General features: G+C 63.0%; 25 protein-coding genes. 9 read left to right on the top strand and 16 right to left on the bottom strand.

The genetic code is table 11. The features are described 5' to 3' along the window. Window positions 1-375 precede the first annotated feature (375 nt). Complete coding sequence (locus NKI47_RS32640) at window positions 376-726, bottom strand: plasmid mobilization protein (RefSeq protein ID WP_352595525.1); 351 nt, start codon at window positions 724-726, stop codon at window positions 376-378. A 525-nt stretch (window positions 727-1,251) separates the two neighbouring features. On the opposite strand from NKI47_RS32640, the gene NKI47_RS32635 reads away from it, so the two are divergent. After that, window positions 1,252-1,932, top strand: coding sequence for a nucleotide-binding protein (locus NKI47_RS32635; RefSeq protein WP_352595523.1), 681 nt, complete (start codon window positions 1,252-1,254; stop codon window positions 1,930-1,932). Next, window positions 1,929-2,339 carry a hypothetical protein gene (locus NKI47_RS32630; protein ID WP_352595520.1) on the top strand — a complete coding sequence of 137 codons (411 nt, stop codon included), beginning with the start codon at window positions 1,929-1,931 and terminating at the stop codon, window positions 2,337-2,339. The genes NKI47_RS32635 and NKI47_RS32630 overlap by 4 nt, the downstream gene beginning before the upstream one ends. Window positions 2,340-2,453: 114 nt before the next feature. On the opposite strand, the gene NKI47_RS32625 is transcribed toward NKI47_RS32630, so the two are convergent. The 8 genes from NKI47_RS32625 to NKI47_RS32590 form a co-directional block, all read right to left on the bottom strand. Next, on the bottom strand, window positions 2,454-2,795 hold the full coding sequence (locus NKI47_RS32625) for a hypothetical protein (RefSeq protein WP_352595517.1): 342 nt from the start codon (window positions 2,793-2,795) through the stop codon (window positions 2,454-2,456). A 57-nt stretch (window positions 2,796-2,852) separates the two neighbouring features. Further along, the gene (locus NKI47_RS32620) at window positions 2,853-3,176 is read right to left on the bottom strand and encodes a DUF736 domain-containing protein (RefSeq protein WP_352595514.1); all 324 of its coding nucleotides are present in this window, start codon (window positions 3,174-3,176) and stop codon (window positions 2,853-2,855) included. A 709-nt stretch (window positions 3,177-3,885) separates the two neighbouring features. Beyond that, window positions 3,886-4,419 carry a hypothetical protein gene (locus tag NKI47_RS32615; RefSeq protein WP_352595511.1) on the bottom strand — a complete coding sequence of 178 codons (534 nt, stop codon included), beginning with the start codon at window positions 4,417-4,419 and terminating at the stop codon, window positions 3,886-3,888. 290 nt (window positions 4,420-4,709) lie between these two features. Further along, on the bottom strand, window positions 4,710-5,129 hold the full coding sequence (locus tag NKI47_RS32610) for a hypothetical protein (protein WP_352595508.1): 420 nt from the start codon (window positions 5,127-5,129) through the stop codon (window positions 4,710-4,712). Further along, on the bottom strand, window positions 5,119-5,379 hold the full coding sequence (locus NKI47_RS32605) for a type II toxin-antitoxin system prevent-host-death family antitoxin (RefSeq protein ID WP_352483438.1): 261 nt from the start codon (window positions 5,377-5,379) through the stop codon (window positions 5,119-5,121). The genes NKI47_RS32610 and NKI47_RS32605 overlap by 11 nt, the downstream gene beginning before the upstream one ends. Window positions 5,380-5,441: 62 nt before the next feature. Further along, entirely contained in the window at window positions 5,442-6,383 is a 942-nt protein-coding gene (locus NKI47_RS32600; RefSeq protein ID WP_352595505.1) for a DUF2493 domain-containing protein, read from the bottom strand. A 246-nt stretch (window positions 6,384-6,629) separates the two neighbouring features. Next, window positions 6,630-7,673: a DUF7146 domain-containing protein gene (locus NKI47_RS32595; RefSeq protein WP_352595503.1), complete on the bottom strand. Its 1,044-nt coding sequence runs from the start codon at window positions 7,671-7,673 to the stop codon at window positions 6,630-6,632. A 12-nt stretch (window positions 7,674-7,685) separates the two neighbouring features. Next, window positions 7,686-12,308, bottom strand: coding sequence for a strawberry notch-like NTP hydrolase domain-containing protein (locus NKI47_RS32590; protein WP_352595500.1), 4,623 nt, complete (start codon window positions 12,306-12,308; stop codon window positions 7,686-7,688). A gap of 183 nt (window positions 12,309-12,491) precedes the next feature. Here NKI47_RS32590 and NKI47_RS32585 point away from each other — a divergent pair, with 183 nt between their 5' ends. Further along, window positions 12,492-13,682, top strand: a complete 1,191-nt coding sequence (locus NKI47_RS32585; RefSeq protein WP_352595498.1) for a DUF1173 domain-containing protein — start codon at window positions 12,492-12,494, stop codon at window positions 13,680-13,682. Window positions 13,683-14,090: 408 nt separating this feature from the next. After that, complete coding sequence (locus tag NKI47_RS32580) at window positions 14,091-14,447, top strand: hypothetical protein (protein WP_352517965.1); 357 nt, start codon at window positions 14,091-14,093, stop codon at window positions 14,445-14,447. Window positions 14,448-14,874: 427 nt separating this feature from the next. On the opposite strand, the gene NKI47_RS35295 is transcribed toward NKI47_RS32580, so the two are convergent. The 5 genes from NKI47_RS35295 to NKI47_RS32560 form a co-directional block, all read right to left on the bottom strand. Then, entirely contained in the window at window positions 14,875-15,027 is a 153-nt protein-coding gene (locus NKI47_RS35295) for a hypothetical protein (protein WP_352468584.1), read from the bottom strand. Continuing rightward, entirely contained in the window at window positions 15,024-15,368 is a 345-nt protein-coding gene (locus NKI47_RS35290) for a DUF1419 domain-containing protein (RefSeq protein WP_502898116.1), read from the bottom strand. Before NKI47_RS35290 ends, NKI47_RS35295 begins: the two co-directional genes overlap by 4 nt. Window positions 15,369-15,528: 160 nt before the next feature. Next, window positions 15,529-15,918 carry a hypothetical protein gene (locus NKI47_RS32570; protein WP_352595495.1) on the bottom strand — a complete coding sequence of 130 codons (390 nt, stop codon included), beginning with the start codon at window positions 15,916-15,918 and terminating at the stop codon, window positions 15,529-15,531. Window positions 15,919-16,003: 85 nt separating this feature from the next. Further along, the gene (locus NKI47_RS32565; protein WP_352595492.1) at window positions 16,004-16,480 is read right to left on the bottom strand and encodes a UCP036055 family protein; all 477 of its coding nucleotides are present in this window, start codon (window positions 16,478-16,480) and stop codon (window positions 16,004-16,006) included. Window positions 16,481-16,553: 73 nt separating this feature from the next. Further along, window positions 16,554-18,704 (bottom strand): ParB/RepB/Spo0J family partition protein, encoded by a 2,151-nt coding sequence (locus tag NKI47_RS32560; RefSeq protein WP_352595489.1) that lies wholly within the window; start codon window positions 18,702-18,704, stop codon window positions 16,554-16,556. Between the two features lie 184 nt (window positions 18,705-18,888). On the opposite strand from NKI47_RS32560, the gene NKI47_RS32555 reads away from it, so the two are divergent. Then, the gene (locus NKI47_RS32555) at window positions 18,889-19,509 is read left to right on the top strand and encodes a DUF433 domain-containing protein (protein ID WP_352595486.1); all 621 of its coding nucleotides are present in this window, start codon (window positions 18,889-18,891) and stop codon (window positions 19,507-19,509) included. Between the two features lie 6 nt (window positions 19,510-19,515). Beyond that, the gene (locus NKI47_RS32550) at window positions 19,516-19,752 is read left to right on the top strand and encodes a DUF5615 family PIN-like protein (protein ID WP_352595543.1); all 237 of its coding nucleotides are present in this window, start codon (window positions 19,516-19,518) and stop codon (window positions 19,750-19,752) included. 531 nt (window positions 19,753-20,283) lie between these two features. Here NKI47_RS32550 and NKI47_RS32545 read toward each other — a convergent pair. After that, window positions 20,284-21,480, bottom strand: a complete 1,197-nt coding sequence (locus NKI47_RS32545; RefSeq protein WP_352595483.1) for a DUF932 domain-containing protein — start codon at window positions 21,478-21,480, stop codon at window positions 20,284-20,286. A gap of 398 nt (window positions 21,481-21,878) precedes the next feature. Here NKI47_RS32545 and NKI47_RS32540 point away from each other — a divergent pair, with 398 nt between their 5' ends. The 3 genes from NKI47_RS32540 to NKI47_RS32530 all read left to right on the top strand — a co-directional run bounded on the left by NKI47_RS32540 (window position 21,879) and on the right by NKI47_RS32530 (window position 23,055). Continuing rightward, window positions 21,879-22,121: a DUF982 domain-containing protein gene (locus NKI47_RS32540; RefSeq protein WP_352595481.1), complete on the top strand. Its 243-nt coding sequence runs from the start codon at window positions 21,879-21,881 to the stop codon at window positions 22,119-22,121. Window positions 22,122-22,638: 517 nt separating this feature from the next. Then, window positions 22,639-22,896 (top strand): hypothetical protein, encoded by a 258-nt coding sequence (locus NKI47_RS32535; RefSeq protein ID WP_352595478.1) that lies wholly within the window; start codon window positions 22,639-22,641, stop codon window positions 22,894-22,896. Window positions 22,897-22,902: 6 nt separating this feature from the next. Next, window positions 22,903-23,055 carry a hypothetical protein gene (locus NKI47_RS32530; RefSeq protein WP_352595477.1) on the top strand — a complete coding sequence of 51 codons (153 nt, stop codon included), beginning with the start codon at window positions 22,903-22,905 and terminating at the stop codon, window positions 23,053-23,055. A 108-nt stretch (window positions 23,056-23,163) separates the two neighbouring features. Here NKI47_RS32530 and NKI47_RS32525 read toward each other — a convergent pair whose 3' ends face one another. Further along, window positions 23,164-23,430, bottom strand: a complete 267-nt coding sequence (locus NKI47_RS32525) for a DNA -binding domain-containing protein (protein WP_352595540.1) — start codon at window positions 23,428-23,430, stop codon at window positions 23,164-23,166. Between the last annotated feature and the right edge of the window lie 209 nt (window positions 23,431-23,639).

Raw genomic sequence — 23,639 nt, 5'->3', positions numbered from 1 at the left:
CTTCCTCCTCCTCTTCCGGCCGGAAACCGGCGAGCGTGGCGCCATAGACCATGATCGGGGCGCTAGCGGCCTTGTGCGAGCTCGCAGCAGCAGTGGCCTGCGGAGCCCCGCTGGACATCGAACCCCCCGCCGCCCCCAATCCTCCCGGCGACGAACGAGGGACGCTCGTGCCGCCACCTGGCGTCGAGCCCTGTTGTCCGTGCCCGAAGCGTCCGCCGCCACCGGTCAGCTCATAACTCCTCATCGCCTGGAATTCGCCTGCCTCGCGTCGGGCGCCCGTCAGAGACTTGTCGTCGTCCAGCTCCTCACGCTTCACGCCGGACTCGCCCCGCAGATAGCGTTCGATTTCGGCCGCGTAGCCAGCAAGACGACCGCTCATGGCCTGGCTTCCCGCGCCTTGCGAGACTCGACGGTCATCGTTTTCAGTTCATCGCGAAACTGCCGCACGAGGTCGCCCACGGCGATCAGCGCCTGCTCAAGATCCTCATCATGGGCAACACGGCCGTCGTTCATGGCGCGCACGGCCTGATTGAAATTGACGCCGACGCGCCGCAGCTGATCAGTCATCTCCACGATCGCCGGCCGCAACGCCTCTGACGCGATAGGCAGATGCCCGGCCTCTGCCCGCACAAGACGCCGCACGACTTCGCTGACGGTCACGCCGTCCCGCTCCGCAATGGCTTTGAGGCTGGCCAGCTCGTCAGCCGAAAACCGGATGTGCGTCACCTCGCCATAGCGTCGTGACGCGGTCTTGGCCGCTTTCTGGGCGTCTGCATCCATCTCTCAAGCCCGCTTGCGGGCACTAAGGCCCGCCAGGACCGCGCCGCCTATTTTGTGTATCACAAAATAGGCTATCCTGCCAATAAAAAGCAGAAATGAAATGATTGAGGGCGTGTCTTCTCACCAGCGCAGTTGTCGACGGCACGGCCCGACTGCAGCGTCGCAATGTCTCCATCGTGATTTGTTGTGATGTGGCGTTGAAGACTTGTTTCCATGTTAACATGGAAAACATCAGGGCGGTCCGCACTCCGGTCAGCCCGGCAGATCATTCCTCGCATGAAGATGGCAACCGCCGCGTTAGTGACTGCACCCTGAGCGAGCCTTTATCGATGGGCGCCTGGGTTGCCAAACCGGTCTGCCCCGTTGACTATGCCACCCATGTTTGGACTGTAATATTGGTCCATGTGTCCATGATGACTTGTTTCCATGTTTACATGGACACAAGGAGCCCACGCCGGAAGGAGGCCCCCCATGATCATCTCCGCTGCGATCCCCAAGGGCGGCACTGGCAAATCAACGATGCTGCGCGCCCTCGCATCCGTCGCGCTGCATCGGGGCTATTCGGTCACTCTTGTCGACGGCGACCGGCGGCAGAACATAAACCGCTGGTTCCAGATGCTGGGTGAGGCTGGCAATCGTCCTGACAGGCTGCAACTGGTGAGCGCGATGACTCCGCAGGAAATCCTTGACGCCGCAGCCACTCACAACGGTGAGCGCTCCGTCGTCTTGATCGATACGGAAGGCACCACAAATGACAACCTCATGGCCGGGCTCTTCGCGGCCGATATTGTCGTCGTGCCGGTCTATTTTGCCCTCGACGATGTGACCGCCGCCATCCAGATCACCGACCACTACATCCCGCTGGCGGTCGAGAGCCGGGGTAAACCGCTGCCTGCGATATTCGTGCTGACTAAGCAGACCATCATCGATGGCAGGGCGCGAGCCCTGACCGAACTGCGCGCCATCATCCAGGCCAACGGCACGCCGATTGCAGAACACGTCCTGCACAATCGTGTTGCCTACCGCGATCTTCAGACCGGGCAGACCCTTTACAGCCCCGCGGTGCCTGATGCGAAGGCGGTTGCCGAGAGCGAAGGGGTCTTCGACGACCTTCTGCAAACCTTCATCGAAGCCACAAGGAACGCGGCATGAGTGAAGAACCCGCACCGAAACCCGGTCACGACAAGAAAGCCCGCATGATGAAGGCGATTTCCACGCAGCCGCCGGCACTGCCGAGCATGTTCATTTCATCGCCGAAGATCGAGGCGCAGAAGCTGGAGCCGAATGTCGGATCGGCGATGTCGCAGACGCCCGAGCCGGCATCGGGTGCAAGCCCTGACTTTCGCAAGCTGCTGCGGCAGGGTCAGAAAAAGGATCCGATAGCCGGCAAGAAGATTCGCGAGGAGGAGATGATCCGCTGCGGGTATTACCTGACGGCTGCGGAGCAGCGCCATTTCAAGCTGCTGGCGATCAGCAACGGCCACAGCATGACCGAACTGCTGCGAAAGGCTGTGCAGGATTATATCCGCATTCATAAGCACAAACTGCCGAAGGAATGACCGACGGTATGGAGCCGCTATCGCCTGTTGCGACAGGTGATGTTCGTGGCTCTTTGCTATGTGCGAAAAAAAGGGCCCGCGACGATACTTCGTCGCGGGCCCTGAGATGTTTGCCTACTTGGATTGGTTGAGGTGTTTCAGCAGTTGACCAAGGAAGTCGTCCCGGTCCGGAAGCGCACTGGCTGCCGCTTTGTCGCCGACCAGCTTTGCCGCCAGTTTGGGCGACAACGGCATGAAGTCGTAGCCGTGTGAGATGGCTGCATGGCGAAGATCGTCAAGCGCTTCGAACGCGCGATCGTGGGTGCCAAGCCAGAGCGCGGGCTCGTCGGTTTCTTCGTGGGGGAACGCTTGCAGGAAGTAGGTCCGAAGCGGTGGGTCGTAGCCGATGACAGCGTCTGGATCCGAGCGGACCTGTCCGGGGACGGTGCCAGTGACAGCGATGGTGTAGCGGCTCATTGCAACCTCCTTTTGCCGGTGGGGAGCCGGCCCCTTGCGGGGCCGGCCACCGATGCCTCACTGGGGGTTGTTCCAGAGGATGACCTTCTTGTTTTCCTCGCCACCCGGGGCGGGAGCGAGATTGCCGAAGATGACGCCGATCTCGGGGGCTTCCAGCTTGACCGAGAGGTACTCCTCTCCCGAACGCTGGCAGATGCGGTGCCAGCCGGCTCCGATCTCGAAGCCCGTGCGCTTGTTGACGATCCGGTAGTCGGGGGCGTCCTCGCGCGACTTGTTGGTGTTTGGGATCAGGGTGATCGGGGCATTGACCCGGAGCGTGGCAAAGACGCCTTCCATCGAGCCGTCGGACTTGGTGGTGAGGTTTGCGATCGTGGTGGCCATGGTAGTTCTCCTTCGGTTGCATCGGGGCCATTCCCGATGGCGCCAAAGGAGAGGGCCGTCCTGCTGCGGTCATCTCGGCGAAAATTCTGGAAAATTCTATTTGCCGAAAAATTGCGGGCAGGCCCTTCGCCTGCCCGCAGACAAAAACAGAAATCGAATTTTCCTGAATATTCGCCGAGTGTACCCCCAACGGGGGTTGACCGCACAAAGCGGGCGGTCGTCTACAAAGGCGACATGAAACGGGAATGGCCCCGATGCAACCGAAGGAGAAGAACTCAGGCCACCATCGCTAGATCGCCGGCGCAACGCTGCCGGATCGCAGGAACATGCTGCAGCCTCTCGGGTCATGTCGTCGGCATCGCCAACACATCGACCAGCAGCCCGGCGCGTGACCGCCTTGCATGTTCGGTATGGCGGCATAGCGGTTTCGAGATCGGAGCCGGCTGGCAGCGAACTTCACGCCCCTCGGGGACGATACCGCGCAGTCAGGTTGGATGACCCGGCAAGCCAGGATATTGTTCGGCACGCTTGCACCCGCTTCAGAGGCGAGAAGCGTCAAGATGATCATCCGTACAACGCCCCGCGGCTCTGCGCGTGGACCGGTTTCGAAAGGGGCCGGCTCCGTCCGCTCATACAAGTGGTTAGGCGGCGAGGAGCCGGATCACATATCGGATTGAACCCGCAGGGCCTGTCGGCAGGACCGCATCCATCATCCTGGCAACGTTAGACGCTCATCCGGCGTCATGCGGGCTTCGGCTTGGCGGCGAATGTCCGGATCAGCATGGCGGAGCATCGCGCACCAGTCTTCCACATTGTACGTGGTCGCCATCCGGCCCCTGGCCAGATCGTAAATGACGCACGGCTTGTTCGCGATGGCGAGCCGAAGCACGTTGACGGCCGTGCCCGGTGATGCGCCGTCCCAGACCATCATCCCAAAGTCGGCGCGCCGCACCATCTCCCGGTCCTTGGCGGCGTGGAACCAGTGCTCGTGAGCTCCTTCAGGAGAAGGAACATGGTAGGCGGCCCAGTCGCCCAGATTGTTGCGGGGTTCCTTGCCGGCATGGAAGACCCCGACGTGCTCGTACTTGTAGCCGGCGAGCAGGCCCTGCGCCTCGGCATCGGCTCCAGGCGCGTCGCCAACCAGCACGCCGTGCTCGGCAGCAACGATTGCGCCGATGCGAGCGATGGCAGGTTCCGGCAGCTCGAATATCTCGCGTGATCCACCTATGAATATCATCGACATGGTGACTTTCCCTTCTCTCCCGCGTCCCCCGCCCCGCGCCGGCCGCCCTCTCCCCTGGCCCTGCGCGAGGGATCGTCACCCGAAGGCCGAGACGGCAAAGCTGGCTCGGGAAGCGGCGGGACGCCGCGACGAGAGCCCGGCCGGCCGCAGGCCGGCGCGCCCGGATCCTGCAGCTGCCGGAGGCGCTACGCGCATCTGGCTAGTTGCGCTTCGCGCTTGGAGCTAGTGGTCTTTGTCGGCCAGCCAGAGGCTCACGTCCTGGATCGAGCGCATGGCCGCGAAAGAGAACGTCAATCCAGACGGCTGACGCGGCGGCCCTCGCTGCGCGCTTCGATAAAGGCGCCTGCGATTTTCATCATGAATGCCTTGCTGAAACGACCGAGGGGCTTACCGTCGGCTTCGATGTACCAGGAGCGTTCGGCAATATCGTAGTTGTATTCGTCAACCACGATCCAGCAGCGTTTGAGATCGGTCAGACCGGCGCGGCGGCACTCGATAGTGGAGATTTCCAAACCGACCCGATCGCTGGTTGGTGGTTGGGTGGTTATCGCCAGGAGCGCGAGATGGGTCAGGCCATCTCTTGCGCCGCGGACAGCGATGACCACGCAGGTGGGCCGGCTCTTGCGGCCTTCCGTTTCGCCGCGCTCGTGTTGCCATGCCCAAAGATACGGGTAGGAGATCACCTGACCAGGCAGGAATCTACCGCTCATCATCGTATCCTTCCCCGCGCGCCAATCGGTCGATCTCGGCGGCGAAGAGTTCCGTGTGTTCCTCCGGCATCTCGGAGACACGGTATGCGCGGCGGGGATCGCCGCCGATGCGCATCCGTTCGTAGTGCTCGTAACTCATCAGCACGAACCGGGGTTTCCGGTGCTTGGTAAGAATAACGGGTTCGCGGCTGGCAACGTCGGTGACGTCGCCAACCTGCTTGTTGAGATCCCCCGTCGTGAACTGGCGCATGGCTGGACTCCTTATCGATCTCCATATTATCTAGATTTTCTAGATTTGCAAGAAAACGGCGCTCACGCGCCGTCCTCCGCGAACCGCCACACGGGGATGCCGAGCCGACGCGCCTTGTCGGCCAGGTTCTCGGTGATGCCGGAACCGGGAAAGACGATCAGGCCGTAGGGCACCACCGAGAGAAGCTGGTCGTTGCGGCGGAACGGAGCCGCCTTGGCGTGTCGGGTCCAGTCCGGCTTGAAGGCGATCTGGGTGACCTTGCGGTTCTCGGCCCAGCAGGCGGCGATGCGTTCGGCGCCACGCGGGCTGCCACCGTGGAGCAGGACCATGTCGGGATGCTTCTCGCGGGCCTTGTCGAGCGCGTTCCAGATCCGGTCGTGATCGTTGCAGTCGAGACCACCGGCGAAGGCAATCTTGGTGCCGGCTGGAACGAGCACCTCGGTTTCGGCGTGGCGGCGGGCGGCGAGGAAGTCTCTGGAGTCGATCACCGAAGCGGTCATCGCCTGGTGGGAGACCTTGGAGCCAGTGCGCGGCCGCCATGCCGATCCGGTTTGTGCCTCGTAGAGGTCGGCAGCCTCATCGCGCATGATTTCGAGCACGTTGCGGCGCTCGATATAGGTGATGCCCTCGGCCGTGAGCCGTTCCAGCTCGACCGACTTCACCTCGGAACCGTCCTGCTCCTGTTGGCTCGAACGCTGCGCCTCCTCGTTGCGGTCGAGGCTGCGGGCGACGCGCTCGGCGGCACGGTGGAAGACGTTTGCGAAGGACCAGAGCAGGTCGTCGAGATCGGGTTCGAGCCTGGTGTCGCCGAGCATGCCGGCGAAGGTCTCGACGATGCCGGCGAGGCCAGCCCGGATGGCCTCGTCGTCGGGCAGCGGGCGGGGATCAGGTTCGTCCTGCTTCGGGCGATGGCCGTACATCTGTAGTTCGAGGATGACGCGGTCGGTAGGCGAAGAGGCGTGGTAGGGCTCGTAGGCGTCGTCGAAAGGAAGCTCGTAAGTCATGGCGGTGTCTCCGTCGGTTTCGGCCGCGCCCATCGCGGCCTGACAGCGCATCCCGGCCGCGCCCCGGGCGCGGCCGCACCGAAGGCCGAAGCGCGAGCGGAGGACGGCGCAGCCGTTGCGGCCGTGACCGGGGGTTGGCAGGGGTCGCCTCTCGGGCAGGCCGCGGGCGCAGCCTCTCCGGCGGACCGCCGCCATAGCTGCAAGGCTTCCGGTGACGCCACCCTGCCGTCTGCCGGCCCGACCCGTTCATCCAGCTGGCAGGAAGAGACGGACATCCTCCGGGACGAGCTGATCGCTGAGCCATGCCGCGAGATGGGCCGGGCCGAGATGGCGCAGATCGTCGTTGAAGTCGCCGAGCTGCGGCTGCAATACCAGGGCGAGGATTCCGGCCTCCCCGGCGCATTGGCTGATACGTTCGATGCCGTGCCGGCCGGCGGCGTCGGCATCGGCTGCGATGTAGAGGCGGCGGCAGCCGGGTGGAAGCCTCAGGCCGGCAAGGTGATTGGCCGAGGTGGCGGCGGCCACCGGCAGCACCGGCATCACCACCTTAAGCGAAGCCATCGTCTCGAACCCCTCGCCCGCGGCCATGACCGGGACGGGCGCACCGGGCTGGTGGCCTAGCCAGATGCCGTTGCCCAGGAGATCCCCCAGCGAGCGGCGGGGATCGGCGAGCTGCGCCTTGCCCTGACCCGAAGGATCAAGCCAGGTGCGCTGCAGGCCGGTGATCTGCCCGTCGAGGCTGGTGACAGCGGCAATCAGCGCAGGAAGCGTCCGCGTCTCGCCGGTCACGAGATCCCTGTAGTAGCAGCCGGGATGGAAGCGCAGGGCACGGTCATGTGTGGAGAGCAGAATGCCGCGGCCGGCAAGATAGCGTTCCGCCAGCGTGCCCGCGATCGGCTGGGACATGGCGAACAGGCGACGTGCCGCGTCAGGCGAGCCGTGTTTCGCGGTAAGCTGGCGCTGCCGGCCAGGGTTCTGTGGCGGTGGCAGCGGCACGGAGAGGAAGCGACGTGCTTCATCCGCGACCGCGCGGAAGTTGACCAGACCACAGCTTTCGCGAATGACATCGAGCAGATCGCCAAATTCAGACGTCGCCTCATCGACCCACCTACCCGCCGGGCCCTTGGCGTTTGCCCTCAGCCGCACATGCATGGAACGGCCGCGCGTGTTGCGGACATCGCCGACGATCCAGTAATTGCCGGAGCGATGGCCATTGGAAAGATATTCGCGGCACACCGCCTCGGCATGTTCGCCAAGGCGGCGTGCCAGCTCGGAGGCCGAGCCGGTCATGATCGCCTCCCCTCAAGCCGCCGGGGTACGGTCGGTGACGCCAACCAGCGTATGGCGGTCGAGGAGCGCGGCGAGGATGGCGGACCCTTGCGCGGTCGTCGGGATGAACAGCCGGAGCTTCCAGGAGATGATCTCGGAGATCAGCCCCAGCGCCTTCAGCCGAGCGACCATCGCGTCGGTGAAGCCGATCAATTCGACACGGTAGTCATTCATGACGCGGCTGCGGCGCAGAATCAGGCCATCGGCGAGTTGCAGTCCGATCCGTCCGTCGACAAGCCCGGTCCAGGCATCTTCCGGCGCGAGCTTGGGTACATCGTCGAGCCCCAGATTGCGGAACATGGTCGCGACAAGGGTCGGCGCGATGTGACGCCCGATGATGCGTTCGCCGGCATCGGTCTGCATGCGATAGACTCGACAGTCGTCGTCCGGCAGCCGACGCCAGATCGGCAGCAGCAGACCCGTCACGGTGTGGAAAGTGCTGGTGGTGAATTCGGGGACGGCGTCGATTTCTGCCTGCCAGAATTCACAGAAGAGTTTTCGGTCGGCGGACTGCCAGTGTGTTTCGGCAAGGGCGTCGAGACCGAAGCGCAGCTCGTCCGTCGGCCGCAGCAGGCGCACGCGGTGTTCAACTGTGCCGTCGTCGAGCATGAGGCTCGCCGTCGGCAGCCGGATCGCCGCACGGCTGGAGCGGGCGTTCACCAGCAGAACCGATTGCGGTTCCGCCCGGACGATGGCCAGCGCGTCGACGAGGCCGAGCGGTTGGATACGGTCCTTCCGCGCGACCGTCAGGACATGCGACTGCGCGCCCGAGATCGGGTGCGCGTAGACGGTGCGGCGATCGGTGACGACGATGCTCTCCGCCGTGATGGTCTCCAGGCCCTTGTCGTAGGTGCCGGCGGAAATGGCGCCTTCTATTCTTCCCGCCATCAACTGCTCGAACACCTCGAACAGCAGGTTCTGGGTCTCGATGCGCAGCGCCAGCAGGCGATTGAGCCAGGTCGTGATCGGCGGTAGTTCGTCGCGCAGCCCGCCTTCATCCGTCGTCAGCGACAGGCCGGTTACCGTCTCGAAGGTCGTGAGCGAGCAGCCGTCGATCTTGCCCTGGTGCAACAGAAGATAGAACTGGCGAAGGGCCGCACGGGCATAGGGGCTTTCGAGATTGTCCTCGGACCGGAACAGCCCTGCCCCGCCGGTCTGGCGCTGGCCGCGCGTGATCGCGCCAAGCGTGTCGAGCCGTCGCGCGATCGTCGACAGGAATCGCTTGCCAGCCTTCACGTTGGCGGCCATCGGCCGGAACAGCGGCGGTTGCTTCTGATTTGTGCGGTGGGTCCTTCCGAGACCCTGGATGGCGTTGTCGGCGCGCCAGCCGGCTTCGAGCAGATAGTGCTTGCGCAGCCTCTGGTTCCTGGCCCCGAGATCGGCGTGATAGGAGCGGCCTGTACCGCCGGCGTCGGAGAAGATCAGAACGCTCTTGTCGTCATCCATAAAACTCTGGGTCTCGGCCAGATTGGCCGAGCCAGGGCGGTTTTCCACGGCCAGCCGGTCGATGCCGTCGCGGCCGGTCTTCTTGACGATGCGGCGCGAGCGGCCGGTCACCTCGGCGACGGTGTCTGTGCCAAAATGATGGATGATCTGGTCGAGGGCGCTGCCGACCGGCGGCAGCGATGCGAGTTTTTCGATCATCTCGCCGCGCCGGCGAACCGCCTCCCGGCATTGAACCGGGTTGCCATCTTCGTCGTGGACAGGCCGCGAACAGACATAGCCTTCGGCGTCCGAATATTCCTCGAACAACTGGGTGGGGAAGGAGTGCATCAAGTACCCGCCGACATACTCGCGCGGCGTGATGTCGACATGCAGGTCCGACCATTCCTCGGTCGGGATCTCGGCAAGGCGTCGTTCCATCAGCGCTTCGCCCGTCGAGACAATCTGCACGACTGCCGAATGGCCATCGGCAAGATCCTGTCCGATCGCGCCGATCAGGGTCGGCGTCATCATCGAGGTAATCAAATGCGAGAAAAAGCGCTGCTTGGTGCTCTCGAAGGCCGAGCGCGCCGCCGATTTTGCGTTGCGGTTCAGCGTGCCGGACTCACTGGTGATGTTGGTCGCCTCGAGTGCGGCGGTCAAGTTGTTGTGAATGACCTGGAACGCATCGGCATAGGGGTTGTAGATGCGGATCTGTTCGTCGGTCAGCTCGTGCTCGAGGAGGTCGTATTCGACGCCGTCATAGGAAAGCGAACGCGCCGCATAGAGGCCGAGCGATTTGAGATCGCGGGCGAGCACTTCCATCGCCGCGACACCGCCGTCCTCGATCGCAGCGACGAACTCGGCGCGGTTGGCGAATGGAAAATCCTCGCTGCCCCAAATGCCGAGACGCTGCGCATAGGCGAGGTTCTCGACCGCGGTCGCACCGGTCGCGGAAACGTAGACGACGCGCGCGTCGGGAAGGGCGTGCTGCAGCCGCAGCCCCGCCCTGCCCTGCTGCGAGGGCGCGACGTCGCCACGCTCGCTTTTGCCGCCAGCGGCATTGGCCAGGGCGTGCGCCTCGTCAAAGACGATGACGCCATCGAAAGATTTTTTGGCCCCCGACTGGTTTTCTCCAAGCCCTGTCTGGCTTTCTTTAATCCCCGTCGGGCCTTCGGTCCTTCCCGCCCAGTTTTCTCTGTTCCCCGTCGGGCCTTCGTCCCTCCTCGCCGGCTTCTCTCCAGTCCCTGTCGGGCCTTCGGCCCTCCCCGCCTCTTGGCCAACCCAGTCGAGGATCTGAGCGATCCGCGATTTCTTGCCCTCCCGTTCCTGTGAGCGCAGGGTTGCGTAGGTCGTGAACAGGATGCCTTCGGCAAGGCGGATCGGTGTGCCCTGCCGATAGCGCGAGAGCGGCTGGACGAGGAGTTTTTCCTGGCCGAGTGCTGCCCAATCGCGCTGGGCGTCTTCAAGCAATTTATCCGACTTGGAAATCCAGATCGCACGGCGGCGGCCCTGCAGCCAATTGTCGAGGATGATGCCGGCGACTTGCCGGCCCTTGCCGCAGCCGGTTCCGTCACCCAAAAACCATCCACGGCGGAAGCGGACAGCCTTCGCAGCACCTTCTGGTGCGGCCGAGACGACGTCGCAGGTCTCGTCGACCGTCCAGGTCCCGGCGAGATGGCCGCAATGGGCTTCGCCGGCATAAATGACGCTTTCAAGCTGAGCGTCCGACAGCAGGCACTTGTCGATGATCGCATCAGGAAGAAGCGGCCGATAGGAAGGTTTTGGTGGCGCGACGGCGGCCATTGCGGCCGACTGCACGAGCGGCGTCGGATGCGGTTTGGCGCGGGGGACGTGGATCGACTGGAGCGCATAGGGCTCGTAGATCGTGTCGGTGAGTCGGCCGCCCTCCTCTGGCATCCAGTCGCGCAGCTCATAAGCAAGGGGAACGGCAGGCATACTATTTGCCATGACCTGGCCAGCGGGCTTCGCCGGCGCAATCGGACGGACCGATTGAATTGCCTTTGGAGCAGCCTTTGACCCAGCAACGGGTGCCGCTCTCGCCGCGCATCGGGCGGCCATGTGCGCTGCTGCCTTCCTCAGGATCCCGTGCGACAGAGCGCCGATCGAATCCGGAAAGCCGCCCGGTGTGCGGGGCGGCAGATCCGTGATCCAGGAGAGCAGCGTCTCGACGTCAGCGGCCTTGCCCGGTGACCGGACGCAGCCGGTCGGGTCAGTGGCCGGCACCTTGTCGATTACCGTCAGCCGGGTTTCGGCGGTGGTGCCATGGCGGGCGTAGACACGGCCGTCGATCGCAGCGGTGAAGATGACGGTGCCCTGCTGCCGCAGCCGCTCAAAGGCGCGCCGCCATTTGGGGTTCTCGGGAGACAGCCCGGTGCCGGTGATGACGACCAGGCGCCCGCCCGAACGCAGGCGTGCGAATGCGGAGGAGAGGTGCCGCCATGCCGCGTCAGTGACGTGGCCGTCGACATGGGCGCCGACGGTGAAGGGCGGATTCATCAAGACGACGGACGGCTTGATCGCAGGTTCGAGATGATCGTCGATATGGGCAGCGTCGTGCCGAGAGACGGGCATGCGCGCAAACAGCAGGCCGAGGAGATCGGCCCGCGTCGCGGCAAGCTCGTTGAGGGCGATCGAGGCGCGCGCCATCTCGGCATGGACGGCGAGCAGACCGGTGCCGGCCGAGGGTTCGAGAACGAGGTCGCAAGATGCGATCGCCGCAGCGTGCGCTGTGACGAAGGCCAGCGGCAAGGGCGTGGAGAGCTGCTGCATGGCCTGGCTCTCGTCGGACCGTCGCGTATGGGTGGGAAGAAGTTCGGCGAGGCGCTTGATCATCGCCAGCGTTGCCTGCGGCGTGGTGGACCGGGACAGGATCGCAGGGCCGAACCGGCGCAGAAACAGCACCTGGGCGACTTCGAGCGCCTCATAGGCGTCCTTCCAGACCCAGAACCCTTGCGCGTCGCTGCCGCCAAAACTTGTCGTCATGGCCGTGCGCAGCGCGGCGGTGGTGACAGGCTTGCCCTGTTCCAGGAAAGGCAGAAGCCGCATTGCCGCCTGATAGATCGCCTGGGCGTTGTTGATGGGGGCGTGCGTCGGCGCGCTGAGGGGAGCGGCCGTCCGGGCAACGGCAGATGTGGTCGAAACAATGTTCATGGAGATGTCCTTCGCGAGAGGGGAGTGGCGCCCGCGCCGGCACTCTCTCCGCGCCAGCCGGGCCGCACTCCTTCCGGCTCCCCTTTGCCTCTGGCGCGATGCACCAAACGGGTTGCGCTCTGCGCAAAGCCATGACTTGATGCGCGGACAGGGATGCGGCGGCGACCTGGAGCTGCGGAGGTGATGCGACGGTTCAGAATTGGCAGTGAGGTCTACGAGGAGGGAGCGCCTGACCTGCAGGCGGCGCTGGCGAGCGCCTATGCCCGCACCGAGCGTCCGCTATGCCTGTGCCGCGAGCCAGGCTGCCCGATGTACATCGCCCGCATCGGCGACCTTCACCTGATCAAGCGCATGCCGCTGAGCGGCGGCGGGCATGATCCATCCTGTGATTCATATGAATCGCCTTACGAACTGTCCGGCCTGGGCGCCTTGATGGGCAGCGCGATACAGCTCGATCCGCAAAGCGGCTTGGCGGCTTTGAAACTCGATTTCAGCCTGTCGAAGACGGGGAGCCGGGCAGCATCCGTGCCTGCGGGGCAAAGTTCCGCCAGCGTAACCGCCGATCCCAGGAGGATGTCGCTGCGTGGCCTCCTTCATTATCTCTGGCACGAGGCCGAACTGACGGTCTGGACATCCCGATGGGCTGGCAAGCGACATTGGTGGAATGTCCGCTGGCATCTGCTCGAGGCTGCCGGGCAAATGACGGTGAGGGGCGGGCCGCTCGCGGATATCCTGTTCGTGCCCGAGCCATTTCGCGCCGAGAACAGGGAAGCGATCGAGCAGCGTCGCAACGCGGTTCTCGGCACGGCGCTCCCGCCGAAATCCGGCCCACGAAAGCTGCTGGTCCTGGTCGGCGAGGTGAAAGAGATTGTTCCTGCCCGCTCCGGTCAGAAACTCGTCATCAGGCACCTGCCCGGTTTTCCCTTCATCATCGACGATGCATTGCATCGGCGTTTGCCGGTACGTTTCGAGAAAGAATTGTCGCTGTGGGGAGCAGATTCCAGCTCACATCTGATAGTGATCGCGACCTTCGGATTGAACCCGGCCGGTCTCGCCATTGTCGAGGAGGTCGCGTTGATGGTGGTGTCCGAGAACTGGATTCCTTACGAGACGGTTCCGGAGAAGCGGCTGGTCGACGCGCTCGCCCGCCTTCGCGAGAAGAGCGTGAAGGGATTGCGCTACGACCTGCAAACCGACCAGCCGATCGCCAACGCTTTGCTCCAGAACAGGCAGCAGCCGATCGCGCTCTTTGTCGTCCCCGCCGGTGCGGACGAAACATTCGAGGCTTCGTTGCAGGATATGGTCGCGAACCGGCCGGAGATGGGTGCGTGGACCTGGCGGGTCGGTGACGGGGAGATGCCGGCCCTTCCATAGGCTGGGAACGACATCTCAGATTTCCATCAATGCCGTGAATCGATTGGCGGCCATCGATTCAGACATGCGTTGGACAAGGATCCCCGTTGTCTTGGACCATGACGGTATGGTGAGGGGTGACCAGCGATCGTCTTTTTCGGTGACCATGCTGTGGGTTTGCGAAGATCCGCGGCGTAAGCACAGTGGGCGCCTGATCGTTGTCAGCGTTGAACTCGGCATGCCATTCGAGCTGTCCGAACCCCGCGTTGCATCGGCGAGCGAGACGCTGGAGAGTTGGCTTTCGCATCGGCGTCCGTCCAGGGCGGCACCGCGGTCGATGGTTGCGTTGGGTGGACGATAGGCGTTGGCCAGCGTAGATGTGACCCGATCCCGCAACGGACAGATTCCCATCCGAAGGTGGTGCAATAAATGAAGCGGCAGAGCCGACCCTTCATCGTCGAGGTGAAGAAGAAGCGTGGCGACTCCGCGCGGCAGCGTTCGATCTGGGGAAATCTCGATCTCGCTGCGATCGACGCGGAAACGGCGCGGGAGCTGACGAAGATCAAGTCGGATGTTAGCTGTTATGGCGAGTCATCCGGCGGGTCGCGGCGTTCTTCGATAATCGCCCTGGCCTTCTCGACTGCCGCGATCGCCTTCGGCAGCCAGCGCTCGAACTCTACTTTGGAAAGGCCCATCGGCTGGGATGGTTCTGGATCGCGGAGGTTGGGACGGTCGGGCACGGCTGAGGACGAAGACCTCGTCCGTGTTGGCCTCGAACAGCATTAGGATGCGGTCGCCGATGGCGGCACATTCGTTGATCCAGCGACGATCGGAATCGCGGTACCTTGTAGTTCGATCGGGCGGCACATAGACAATCGTGAAGTGTGACAGCGTCTCGCCCGTCGGCGCCGCATAGAAGTGCTCTTCCACCTCGATGACGACCCCGCCGGTGCTGTAGGAGGTGGCGACCGTGTCGCCGGGACGTACGAGATCGGCGACCGTTAGCGCTCCTGGGGGCGTGCGCCGGTATTGGCGGCGATCTGGGGCACCGAGGCTTGCGGTGTAGGTCGAGTACGCCATAGGTGTCCTTGCCGGCCCCTGGCGGGTGTTTACGGGGGGTCCGCATCGTTGTCTCCTCCCCTCCTGGCGCCTCGTGCGCGAGTTGCCGGCAAGCGGCTGTCGATCTCGCCGTCCGACAGGTCTTCGAGCAGTTTCAGGATCGTTCGTGGCCACCGTTGTTGACGAGAACGACGCGTTTGCCACGGTGGTCCGCGGGCCAGGTGTGGGGATTGATCTCGCCGGCGATCCCCCTGAAGTCGGGATGCGTCGCGTTCCAGATCGCCTCGAGCTTTTCCGCGCGGGTCATGCTGTCGCTCGCGCCGGTCTCGTGGGCGATGATTGCGGCGCGCATCTTGTCCGGGGATTGCCGATCCGTGAGGTCGCAAAAGCCATGAAAACAGCGTTCGCGGCCCGGATCCGGATCGCGAAGAATACGCTGGTCACGTTGCCGGCCTTGAACTCCGACATGCCGAACATGTCGGTGCGCATGAAGAGCGGCGGCAGCAAATCGAGCATGGAGTGATATTCTGACGCGGTGATCCGGAACCACTCGCCTGAATAGGGAGTGCCGGAAAGCGGATCGATGAGTTCTTTGTGTCGGCTGAACAGTTGGAACATCTGCTCGCGGGTGGCGACGCCGTCGAGCACCTTCCTGAAGGGTGGATGTGCGGTCATGGGGTTCTCCTAAACGCGGGTCGGCCAGGCGCGGCATGAACCGCGTCGTCGCAACTGTTTGGTGGTGTTGTGGCTGTCGACTGGCCGAGCCTGCGGCCGGTGCGTGCACCGGCGGTGATGGTTTTTGCAGGGTTCAGGCGGCGCGCCGTTCGGAGGAACGCGAACCGTCTCGACCAACCCCAGTGATGGCGCGGACGGCGGCGGCGAGCGGCGGAATGTCGTCGAGCATGTCGAGCGCGACGAAGTGATTGGCTCCGCCGACATAATCCTTGCGCCCCTTGGTGCGGATCAGGATGCCGTGACCTGAGGACAAACCGAACTGGCCGACCTGGATGTAGGCACGGTGATGGTGCAGGGTGACTTCGCCGGAAACGGCTATGCCCGCCTTGTTCGAGCGCAGGTCAAAGCAGCCCGATGGCAGGTTTAGTTCGGCGGCGAGTTTCTTCAGCCGTGAACGGGCTGTCATGTGGAAACGCCTCTTCTGCTGCTCGTCATAGGAGCAGCTTCTGTTCCAATCAAACATGTCGATCTCCATGAAACGGGAAAGACCCGGCGATCGCTCACGCGAGCCCGGGCCCGTCTTCGGGTGGGGTTAAATGGTGGAACGGTCAGGCGGCCGTGCGGCCCTCGATGACGTCGGCGCCGACTTCAGCGGCAGAGACTTCCTCGAGATAGGCCTGACCATACTGGTTGTTGGCGAGCCAGCGTTCGGCCGCCTCGCGGTTCTCGGCGAGATGCAGGAGTTCCGGGCTGTCCCCGACTTCTTGCAGGACACGGACCATGCCGATCATGGGACGCTCGATGACCTCGAAACACAGGTCACTCTCGACGGACCAGGTGCGCCTGACCGAGACGATGATGATACCGCCCTGCCCAAAATCCCCCTCATGCAGGGTGAAATGGGCGGGCGAGCTATAGGTCGCGCGCTCGCGCGGCGGTTCCTTCTTGATCAGGCGGCCGACGCCGTTGCGGCTCTCCCAGAAGGCGAGCTTTTTGGTGAAGCGAGCCGGTGGTTTCGCGGTGCCGTCTCTGTACCGGATAACGCTCCCCAGAGGAGCGGATTCGTACACGATATGTGCGGACATGCGGGTTTCTCCATGTCGGAAAACGAAAAAGGGCCCGGCGGGAGTGCCGGGCCCGGTGCGAGCGTGAGGCCGATTATTCAGCGGCCTGGAGGTGGTCCGCATCGTCGCCGTCGATGGTCACAGGCTCATCGGAGGACGTATCCGCATCGTCGGCGAGGAAGGCCGGCAGCTCGGCGGCATCGCCGTCGAGAGCCGCCTCTTCCGACATGTCGCCGGCAACCGCGTCGCCCGCATCGGTAGCCACTTCATCGACCTCAAGCCGCAGCGGCTCGGGCAACCAGCTTGATCCTTCGAGAAGACGGGCGGCTTCACGGGCCATGATGTCCTTCTTCATGTGGTCGATCAGCTGCGCGGAGTCTGCGCCACGAGTTTCACGGACAGCCTGTAGAATCCGCGCCTTGGTGAGCCGCCCGAGGAACTCGACGGTAGGCGTCCAGCCGGCGTCGACCATGTCGAACTGGAGCGAGCGGCCAAGCACTTCTGCATGCTCGAGCGCCTTCGGTCGCCTGTTCCAGGGTTCGACCACCGCATTGACGGTCAGCGAGACGCAGTGCGCGAACAGCGCCTTGCGGCTTGCTTCGTCGAGGCCGAGAAGGAAGTCCCACAGGCCATCCGCTTCATCGGGCAAATCGCGATCCCAGGCTTCGTGCCGCTCGGCGATCTCCTTGGCCCACGATGTCTCGGCAAGACCGTCGACCTGGCTGAAGCTGCCGCTCTTCAGGCTGATCTCCAGGCACGTGTCCGGCGCGAAGCGATAGAAGACCTGCAGGACGAAGGCATGGAGTGCGGCGACGAAGGCGATGTCGACGTCACCGGCGAGCACGTTGCGCAGTGCCAGCGTCCGCTGCGCGGTCAGGTCGAAGACGAGCCGATCGGGCAGTGGCTTGATGCCATCGTCCTCGCCGTCGTCACTAGCGCTGTCGTTCACCGGCTTGCCGTTGACGACAACACCATCGCCACAGTCGTCGCCATTGGATCGGGCTTCGCCTTCAGCATCCTGTTCCTCGCCCTCATCGACGTCGCCGGTTTCGGTCCGCGGCTCGTCCTCGGACCGCACGAAACCGGCGTCGACCTGGAGCTTGCCGTTCGCGGAAAGCGTAACGAACACACCGGCAATGGCCTTCTGGGCGGGATCGTAGCTTTGAGGACGATCATTGATCGCATCGAGCTCGGCACCCAGTTGGTCGAGCTTCGCCTCGATTGCTTCGTCGGCATCCTCGGCCTGGGCGTAGTCCGCATCCAGCTTGTCGTATTCGGCCTTCAGCGCGTCGTAGCGTTCGATCTCCTCGGCGCTGAGCTCCTGCGCCTCGGCGTAGATGCGCCGCATGCCGGAGGTGTGGCCATAGGGAAAGCTGATCGCCGCCTCGACCCATTTCCAGCCTTCGGCGCGAATCGCCTCGGCATCCACCTTCAGCCTGTCGAAGACAAGCTGCTCGAGGAGCGCCGCATCCTGGAACCAACCGCCGGAATCCTGCTCGAACAGGTCGCGAAGGATGACCCCGCCGGCAGCCTCATAGGCTTCGGCACCGACATAGACGGCCCGGCGATCGTCGGCGCGAACGGTGGTCTCCGTCAGCAGACGCCTGATGTAATAGGGTTCCTGCGTGTGGGAGCTGGAGATTCGCTCCCAGACCTGCTCCTGGCGCCCGTGATCGTCCGAGATCGAGAAGGCCATGATTTGCTCAAGCCGGATCTCGTCATTCTCATAGAGGTCGAGCAGCTTCGGCGATACCAAGGCCAGCCGCAGGCGCTGCCTCACCGTCGCAGGCGATACGAAGAAGCGGGCACCAATCTCCTCGGGATCAAGACCCTGATCGCTGAGCGTCTTGAAGGCCCGGAACTGGTCGAGCGGGTGCAGGTCGGCGCGCCGCAGGTTTTCGGCAAGCGAATCCTCCTCGGCCGAGGTCTCCTGCCCGCGGTTGACGATGCAGGGGATTGGCTCGTTCTTCGCCAGGCGCTTTTGCTTGATGAGGATGCCGAGCGCGAGATAACGCCGGCCGCCGGCGGGCACCTCGAACGTGCCGGTCTCCTCGCCCTCGCCGTCGAGCACGGGACGGATGTTCAGGCTCTGGATCAGCTTTCGCCGTCCGATGTCCTCGGCGAGCTGCTCTATCGACACGCCGTCCTTGATGCGCCGAACATTCTTTTGCGACAGCATTAGCTTGTCATAGGGAATATTCTCCGCGGCGTTCATCGCGATCTTCTGAATGGCGTTCTTTGCCATGGTCAGGTTCTCCATGACGGGCGGCCCGGGGCCTCTCCCCGAACCTCCAAGCCCGTCAGGAACCTCCCCTCGCCCCTCTGCCTCCAGGCCTCACACCGGCGCCGGCCGCCTGCCGCAAAGCTTCGCTGGACTGCGGACGGCAGAGTGACTATATATCTTCCATGAACGTGGAAGGATTATTGTCATGCCGGGGTTTACTACCGAAGTGCTCACCGCCAATGAGGCGGCGGCGGTAACGCAGGTGCCGCTTAAGCAGGTGCATCGCATCATCGATGCCGGTTTGCTACGCGGCCGTGTCGAGACACGCCGCGGCAGCCGCGTCATCATCGGAGCGGGTCTCGTCGGCCTACGCCTCGCCTGGCTGACGGCGGAGACGCTGACGCCTGCCGCGCGGCGGCGGATCGTCGAGTACGCCATTGCCGATGATGCTGCGCCCGTGGTCGCGGACGATCCGCTTAAGATCGACCTGAAGCCGATCACCGCCGGGGTAAGAACCGGCCTCAGCCGGCTGAGGAAAGCCAAGGCCATGGTGGCGCGCGATCCAGCGGTACTTAGCGGTCAGCCGGCTTTTGTGGGAACACGCGTGCTTGTTCATGACGTTGCCGACATGCTCGCCAATGGCGATACGCCCGAGACGATCCGTGCCGCCTATCCGCAACTGACTCTCGACAAGATCGGGCTCGCGGCCGACTATGCGCTCGCCTATCCGCGGCGTGGCCGTCCGCCGGTCAAGCCGGCGTGGCGCAGCACGGCGGCGAAGTCGACACGCACAATCCGTCTCGACGATCTGCCGGCCGTTTCGTGAAATTTCCTGATCGACGAATGCCTGAGCCCAGAGCTTGCGAAACTGGCGCGCGAACGGGGTTTTCCCGAGTCGAGCCATGTGCGCTGGCTGGGCCTCGCCGGCGCCAAGGACCATATGGTGACCCGGCGCGCGGTCGATGACGGCTATGTGCTCGTCACGCACAACACGACCGACTTTCGCGGCCTCTATCGCCGCGAGGAGCTGCATGTCGGCTGGTCGCCTTCAACACCGCCCCTGGCCTGATGAGCCTCGATCTCCAGCACAGGCTCTTTCATCTCGCCCTTTCGGAGCTCGGTGGCGAGGAGGCATGGAACGAAGTGCTGGAGATTACGGTGGATGTCGAGCGTACCATTACAATCGAACGGTTCAACCTCCCGACTGACGGACCTCCGCGTTCGTTTCCTGCAATTGGGCTGCCAGAAGCCGCCGCGCGCACAACGAAAAAGCCCGCCGCGGGAGGAGGTGCGGCGGGCTTGATTTGGACGACAGCATTCGGGAGGAATAAATGCCGTCCCTGATCGCCAAGGTCGGGAGGAGGTGACCCGGACGAAACTCGATACCGACAGACTACTCCCTTCCGCGCAGCCGAGAAGCATTAATTGTGCATAGCAGCATTGCGATTTTGTGCAGCGCACACCTAGACCTGAGAGATGTGTTTGCCAGACCGGCAGCGCAGGCCGTGTGCTGCGCGCCGCAGCGATGCACATGCTTGAAACTGGCGGCATCAGCAGCCCGGTGACGCTACCTACTCCCGCCGCGCGCAGCATTGCAGTATCATGCTGCCAGATCGAGCAGCTTCTTGGCCTTGCCCTCCATCTCCAGGCGAACATCCTGATGCGGCTTGTCGCGCGCCACCCGCGTAATGCCCTGCACGAAGTCGAAAATCGAGGCGGGCGGGTGCCCCTCCTCCGAAAGCACGGCATCGATGATCTTCGTCGTCTCCGCCTTGGAGAAGCCGCGCTTGCGCAGGAAGCTCTGGCGATCTTCATCGTCGCGAGCGACGACACGCTCCCGCGAAGCCTTGATGCCATTGACGAACGGCATGGGCGAAGACTCCGCGAACTGGATCAGCGCTGGCTCGGCTTCCAAAGCGAAACGCGAGGCGGCATATTTGGAATGCCGGATGGTGATTTCCTGGAAATTTTCCACGCCCCATAAGTTACGATTCTGACAGACTGCGCGCAAATAGAAGCTGGCGATCCCGAGGGTGCGGGCTCCGACTTCGGAATTCCAGCAGTAGAAGCCGCGGAAATAAAGATCTGGTTCCCCATTCGGCAGCCGCCCGGCCTCGATCGGGTTCAGGTCGTCGACAAGAAACACAAAGACATCACGGTCGGACGCATAGAGCGTCGTCGTGTCGTTGGAGATGTCGACGTTCGGATTGTAGATTCCCGTTGACCAGTCGAGCACGCCAGGCACCTTCCAACGCGTGTCACCGGTGCCGTTACCGGCGATTTTTTTGACGGCCGCGATCAGCTCTTCATCGAAAATCCTGCCGTAGTCCGGACCTGTTACCGCTCGCAGCTCGAGGCGTCCGTTCTCGATTTCCAGTGTCTTCACCTGCTCGGCGCGGTGGTTGAGGAGACCGTGCTGAAGGTTGATCGCCGCAAGCGGGGCCGGAAGTTGGCGCAGATAGGTAGCCGGCGCGCGTACCAGGCTAGCGAGTTGGCCAAAACTCCAATGCGTGGGGGCAACTGGGGCAGGCGCATCGGGCAGCATTAGCCTCAGGCGCTCCGGATCGTCGCGGCTGGCCTCGACGCGAATTGGCTCACTTTCGACGATACGCGTCTTGCTACGTTCGGACCGCAATTTCACCGAATTGTGGAGATCGGTGAGAGAAAGATAGCGCTCGTCCGCCGGGCGGCTAAACCACTCCGACGAGACCCGGCCGATGCGCTGGCCGCGGCTGACGTCGACCTTGTAGCCTCGACGTTCGTTGCGTGTGGGCGTGTGAATTTCCATCTGTGTCATGGTTGGAACTCCGCGGCGGGCGCCGGGAGCCGATCTCCCGGACCTCCACCCGCCACCCGCAATCCCGTCCGCCCTCTGCCTCTGTCGGCCTATCCGCGCCGAAAGAAGCGCTGGCGCAACGGCAGCGGCCGCGTCAGGGCTGACACCCAGGAAGGAAGGTTCGGGCTTCAGAAAAGCCCGCCCGTAGGACCAAGCGCCGCTTCACCTTCCGGACGCGACAGAAATCCGCTGTGCTTTCTTGCGCAACAAGACCGGGACCCATCGGGATTTCAGATAGCGGCCTGCTGAGATTGAGCAACTGCAGGTTCTCTTCGGACCCTAGCCAATACATGTATAAATCGACCCCACGTCATGATACGCGAAGACCGTATCGAGGTCGGAGCTGAGAGAGTAATTGCATGTCGAGCAGGTTCGTCCGGCCCGTGGTGGTGCAAGTTGGCCGGCATGACCGTGAGCGCGTGATATTCGATGTGAACGATGCTGCCACGATCCTGCTGCGGAGTTTTCCTTATCAGACGAGGAAGCGAAAACTGGCTATGGATGCATGTCTTCAGGTTCTGAGTGGTGAAGCTCAGCCGCCGGTTGCGAGACGGGCCTTCGTTGTAGCGGCGCCAGAAGCGAAAATCCTACGCAGCGACTGAGGTCCAAATGATAGTAGCCTCGATGGCTTCCAAAGTGACTTAGGAAAGCAGAGCTTCACGCGTCGCTGCGATGACCGCGAATTATGCAGCCGAAGCAGAACATCGAGTCCTGCCGTCGTGGGAAACAACCCCGACGTTCATTTGCTTGACTCGACGACGGTCAGGAAGACGGCAATATTTACATCGATCGGAGATAGCATATGCGAGATTTGCCGAGCGACATCGATGCTGACGTTGTGATCGAAGTCAGTCGGCTTCTCGATGCCGAGGATCTCTCGCCTTTGCCGGTGCACGACTGGTTAAACGGATTTGTACGATACTGCATACCCGCCTTTCCGATCACGCCATCGAAGAGTTGGTCGTCGAGATGGCGTCGAAACGTGGGTTGCCCATGGTCTTCGACAAGCCTGCAGCATAGTCAATTCTTCCACATCACTTGGAAATATCGGCAAAAGCACGCGGCGAATTGCCATCGCCCTCGAATGACCGGCCAGAATGGCAGGTCGAGAAAACGGCCATGGATCAGTTTTCCGCCTGCCGGGCTGGCGACGTTAAACGTCGGCTTGATAGCTCTCATCATGGTCGTGATTTCACCCGGCGAAGTGGCAACGCGATATTGCAAAATTCTGGCAGCGAGATCGCCCAAGCAGCGCCGGGCGTCGTCGCCTCAGTTTACCCGTTTCTCGCGCGAAAGAAAAAGGCCGGACCAAGCGCCTTTGCAATTCGAACCAAAGCCTGGCCACTTTTGGAATATCCGTGTTTTGTCGTTGATTAAGGAGAAGTGATCCGGATCGATCAGGAGCAGTGTGTCGCATTCGCCTTCGTCCAGTCGGGCGAGGTTGACCTCGTGTTGCTGTCGTCCAGCGTGGCGGGTCTGGTGCTCGCACCGGTCGCCGGCCATCTGGTCGATCGTCATGATGGAGCAAAGAACTAAGGTCTTTCAATTTGAACCTAATTCCCGCAGCCCCGACCGTCAGACCCCTCTTGTCGCGGACGCCGTAACCACATCTGACAAGCGGAGCGTGTCGCCGCCTGTTCGCCCTCATCCGGCGAACAATTCCTTGTAACCGGTCGTCACCATCCAGTTCGCCCGATCGAGATGGCTTCGCACAGTTTTCCGGGCCCGCTCCGGCTCATGCACCGGATCGATGCCGAGGATGACCTGCGCCATCTCCTCATAGCTTGCCTCGTCGGCACCTGCATCCAGGAGCCTCAGGTAGGTCGTGAAGTGCTGGCGGTCGTAGCTGGTCAGGCTGTCAGACCAGGGCACTTCTTCTTTAAGACCTGGTTTAACGTCTGGATATTTCATCATGATATCGGGCTCCGGAAGTAAGTGATCGAAGAGCGATTGTTTCTTTCGACAGCCTAACCAAGCGGATGGGAAACATCGTAGCTAAGACAACATCACGATCATAACCCGCAAGCGCCCGCTCGAGGCGATATGCGCATCTTCTGAGCGGTTCGACCCAGGTTAGCGAGAATTGCAAAAAGCTCAAGACCGTGCGGCTGCACATCGGG

The sequence above is a fragment of the Mesorhizobium sp. M0633 genome, from assembly GCF_040320645.1.
Classification (GTDB): Bacteria; Pseudomonadota; Alphaproteobacteria; order Rhizobiales; family Rhizobiaceae; genus Mesorhizobium.
Note: the sequence above shows the minus strand (reverse complement) of the source record. Positions and strands in the feature narration are given on the sequence as shown.

Bases quoted from the DNA above. Each gene is read 5' to 3' on its own strand.
- NKI47_RS32635 (WP_352595523.1), top strand. From the start codon at position 1,252: ATGATCATCTCCGCTGCGATCCCCAAGGGCGGCACTGGCAAATCAACG.
- NKI47_RS32630 (WP_352595520.1), top strand. From the start codon at position 1,929: ATGAGTGAAGAACCCGCACCGAAACCCGGTCACGACAAGAAAGCCCGC.
- NKI47_RS32625 (WP_352595517.1), bottom strand. From the start codon at position 2,795: ATGAGCCGCTACACCATCGCTGTCACTGGCACCGTCCCCGGACAGGTC.
- NKI47_RS32620 (WP_352595514.1), bottom strand. From the start codon at position 3,176: ATGGCCACCACGATCGCAAACCTCACCACCAAGTCCGACGGCTCGATG.
- NKI47_RS32615 (WP_352595511.1), bottom strand. From the start codon at position 4,419: ATGTCGATGATATTCATAGGTGGATCACGCGAGATATTCGAGCTGCCG.
- NKI47_RS32610 (WP_352595508.1), bottom strand. From the start codon at position 5,129: ATGAGCGGTAGATTCCTGCCTGGTCAGGTGATCTCCTACCCGTATCTT.
- NKI47_RS32605 (WP_352483438.1), bottom strand. From the start codon at position 5,379: ATGCGCCAGTTCACGACGGGGGATCTCAACAAGCAGGTTGGCGACGTC.
- NKI47_RS32600 (WP_352595505.1), bottom strand. From the start codon at position 6,383: ATGACTTACGAGCTTCCTTTCGACGACGCCTACGAGCCCTACCACGCC.
- NKI47_RS32595 (WP_352595503.1), bottom strand. From the start codon at position 7,673: ATGACCGGCTCGGCCTCCGAGCTGGCACGCCGCCTTGGCGAACATGCC.
- NKI47_RS32590 (WP_352595500.1), bottom strand. From the start codon at position 12,308: ATGAACATTGTTTCGACCACATCTGCCGTTGCCCGGACGGCCGCTCCC.
- NKI47_RS32585 (WP_352595498.1), top strand. From the start codon at position 12,492: ATGCGACGGTTCAGAATTGGCAGTGAGGTCTACGAGGAGGGAGCGCCT.
- NKI47_RS32580 (WP_352517965.1), top strand. From the start codon at position 14,091: ATGAAGCGGCAGAGCCGACCCTTCATCGTCGAGGTGAAGAAGAAGCGT.
- NKI47_RS35295 (WP_352468584.1), bottom strand. From the start codon at position 15,027: ATGACCCGCGCGGAAAAGCTCGAGGCGATCTGGAACGCGACGCATCCC.
- NKI47_RS32570 (WP_352595495.1), bottom strand. From the start codon at position 15,918: ATGTTTGATTGGAACAGAAGCTGCTCCTATGACGAGCAGCAGAAGAGG.
- NKI47_RS32565 (WP_352595492.1), bottom strand. From the start codon at position 16,480: ATGTCCGCACATATCGTGTACGAATCCGCTCCTCTGGGGAGCGTTATC.
- NKI47_RS32560 (WP_352595489.1), bottom strand. From the start codon at position 18,704: ATGGCAAAGAACGCCATTCAGAAGATCGCGATGAACGCCGCGGAGAAT.
- NKI47_RS32555 (WP_352595486.1), top strand. From the start codon at position 18,889: ATGCCGGGGTTTACTACCGAAGTGCTCACCGCCAATGAGGCGGCGGCG.
- NKI47_RS32545 (WP_352595483.1), bottom strand. From the start codon at position 21,480: ATGACACAGATGGAAATTCACACGCCCACACGCAACGAACGTCGAGGC.
- NKI47_RS32540 (WP_352595481.1), top strand. From the start codon at position 21,879: ATGTCGAGCAGGTTCGTCCGGCCCGTGGTGGTGCAAGTTGGCCGGCAT.
- NKI47_RS32535 (WP_352595478.1), top strand. From the start codon at position 22,639: ATGGATCAGTTTTCCGCCTGCCGGGCTGGCGACGTTAAACGTCGGCTT.
- NKI47_RS32525 (WP_352595540.1), bottom strand. From the start codon at position 23,430: ATGAAATATCCAGACGTTAAACCAGGTCTTAAAGAAGAAGTGCCCTGG.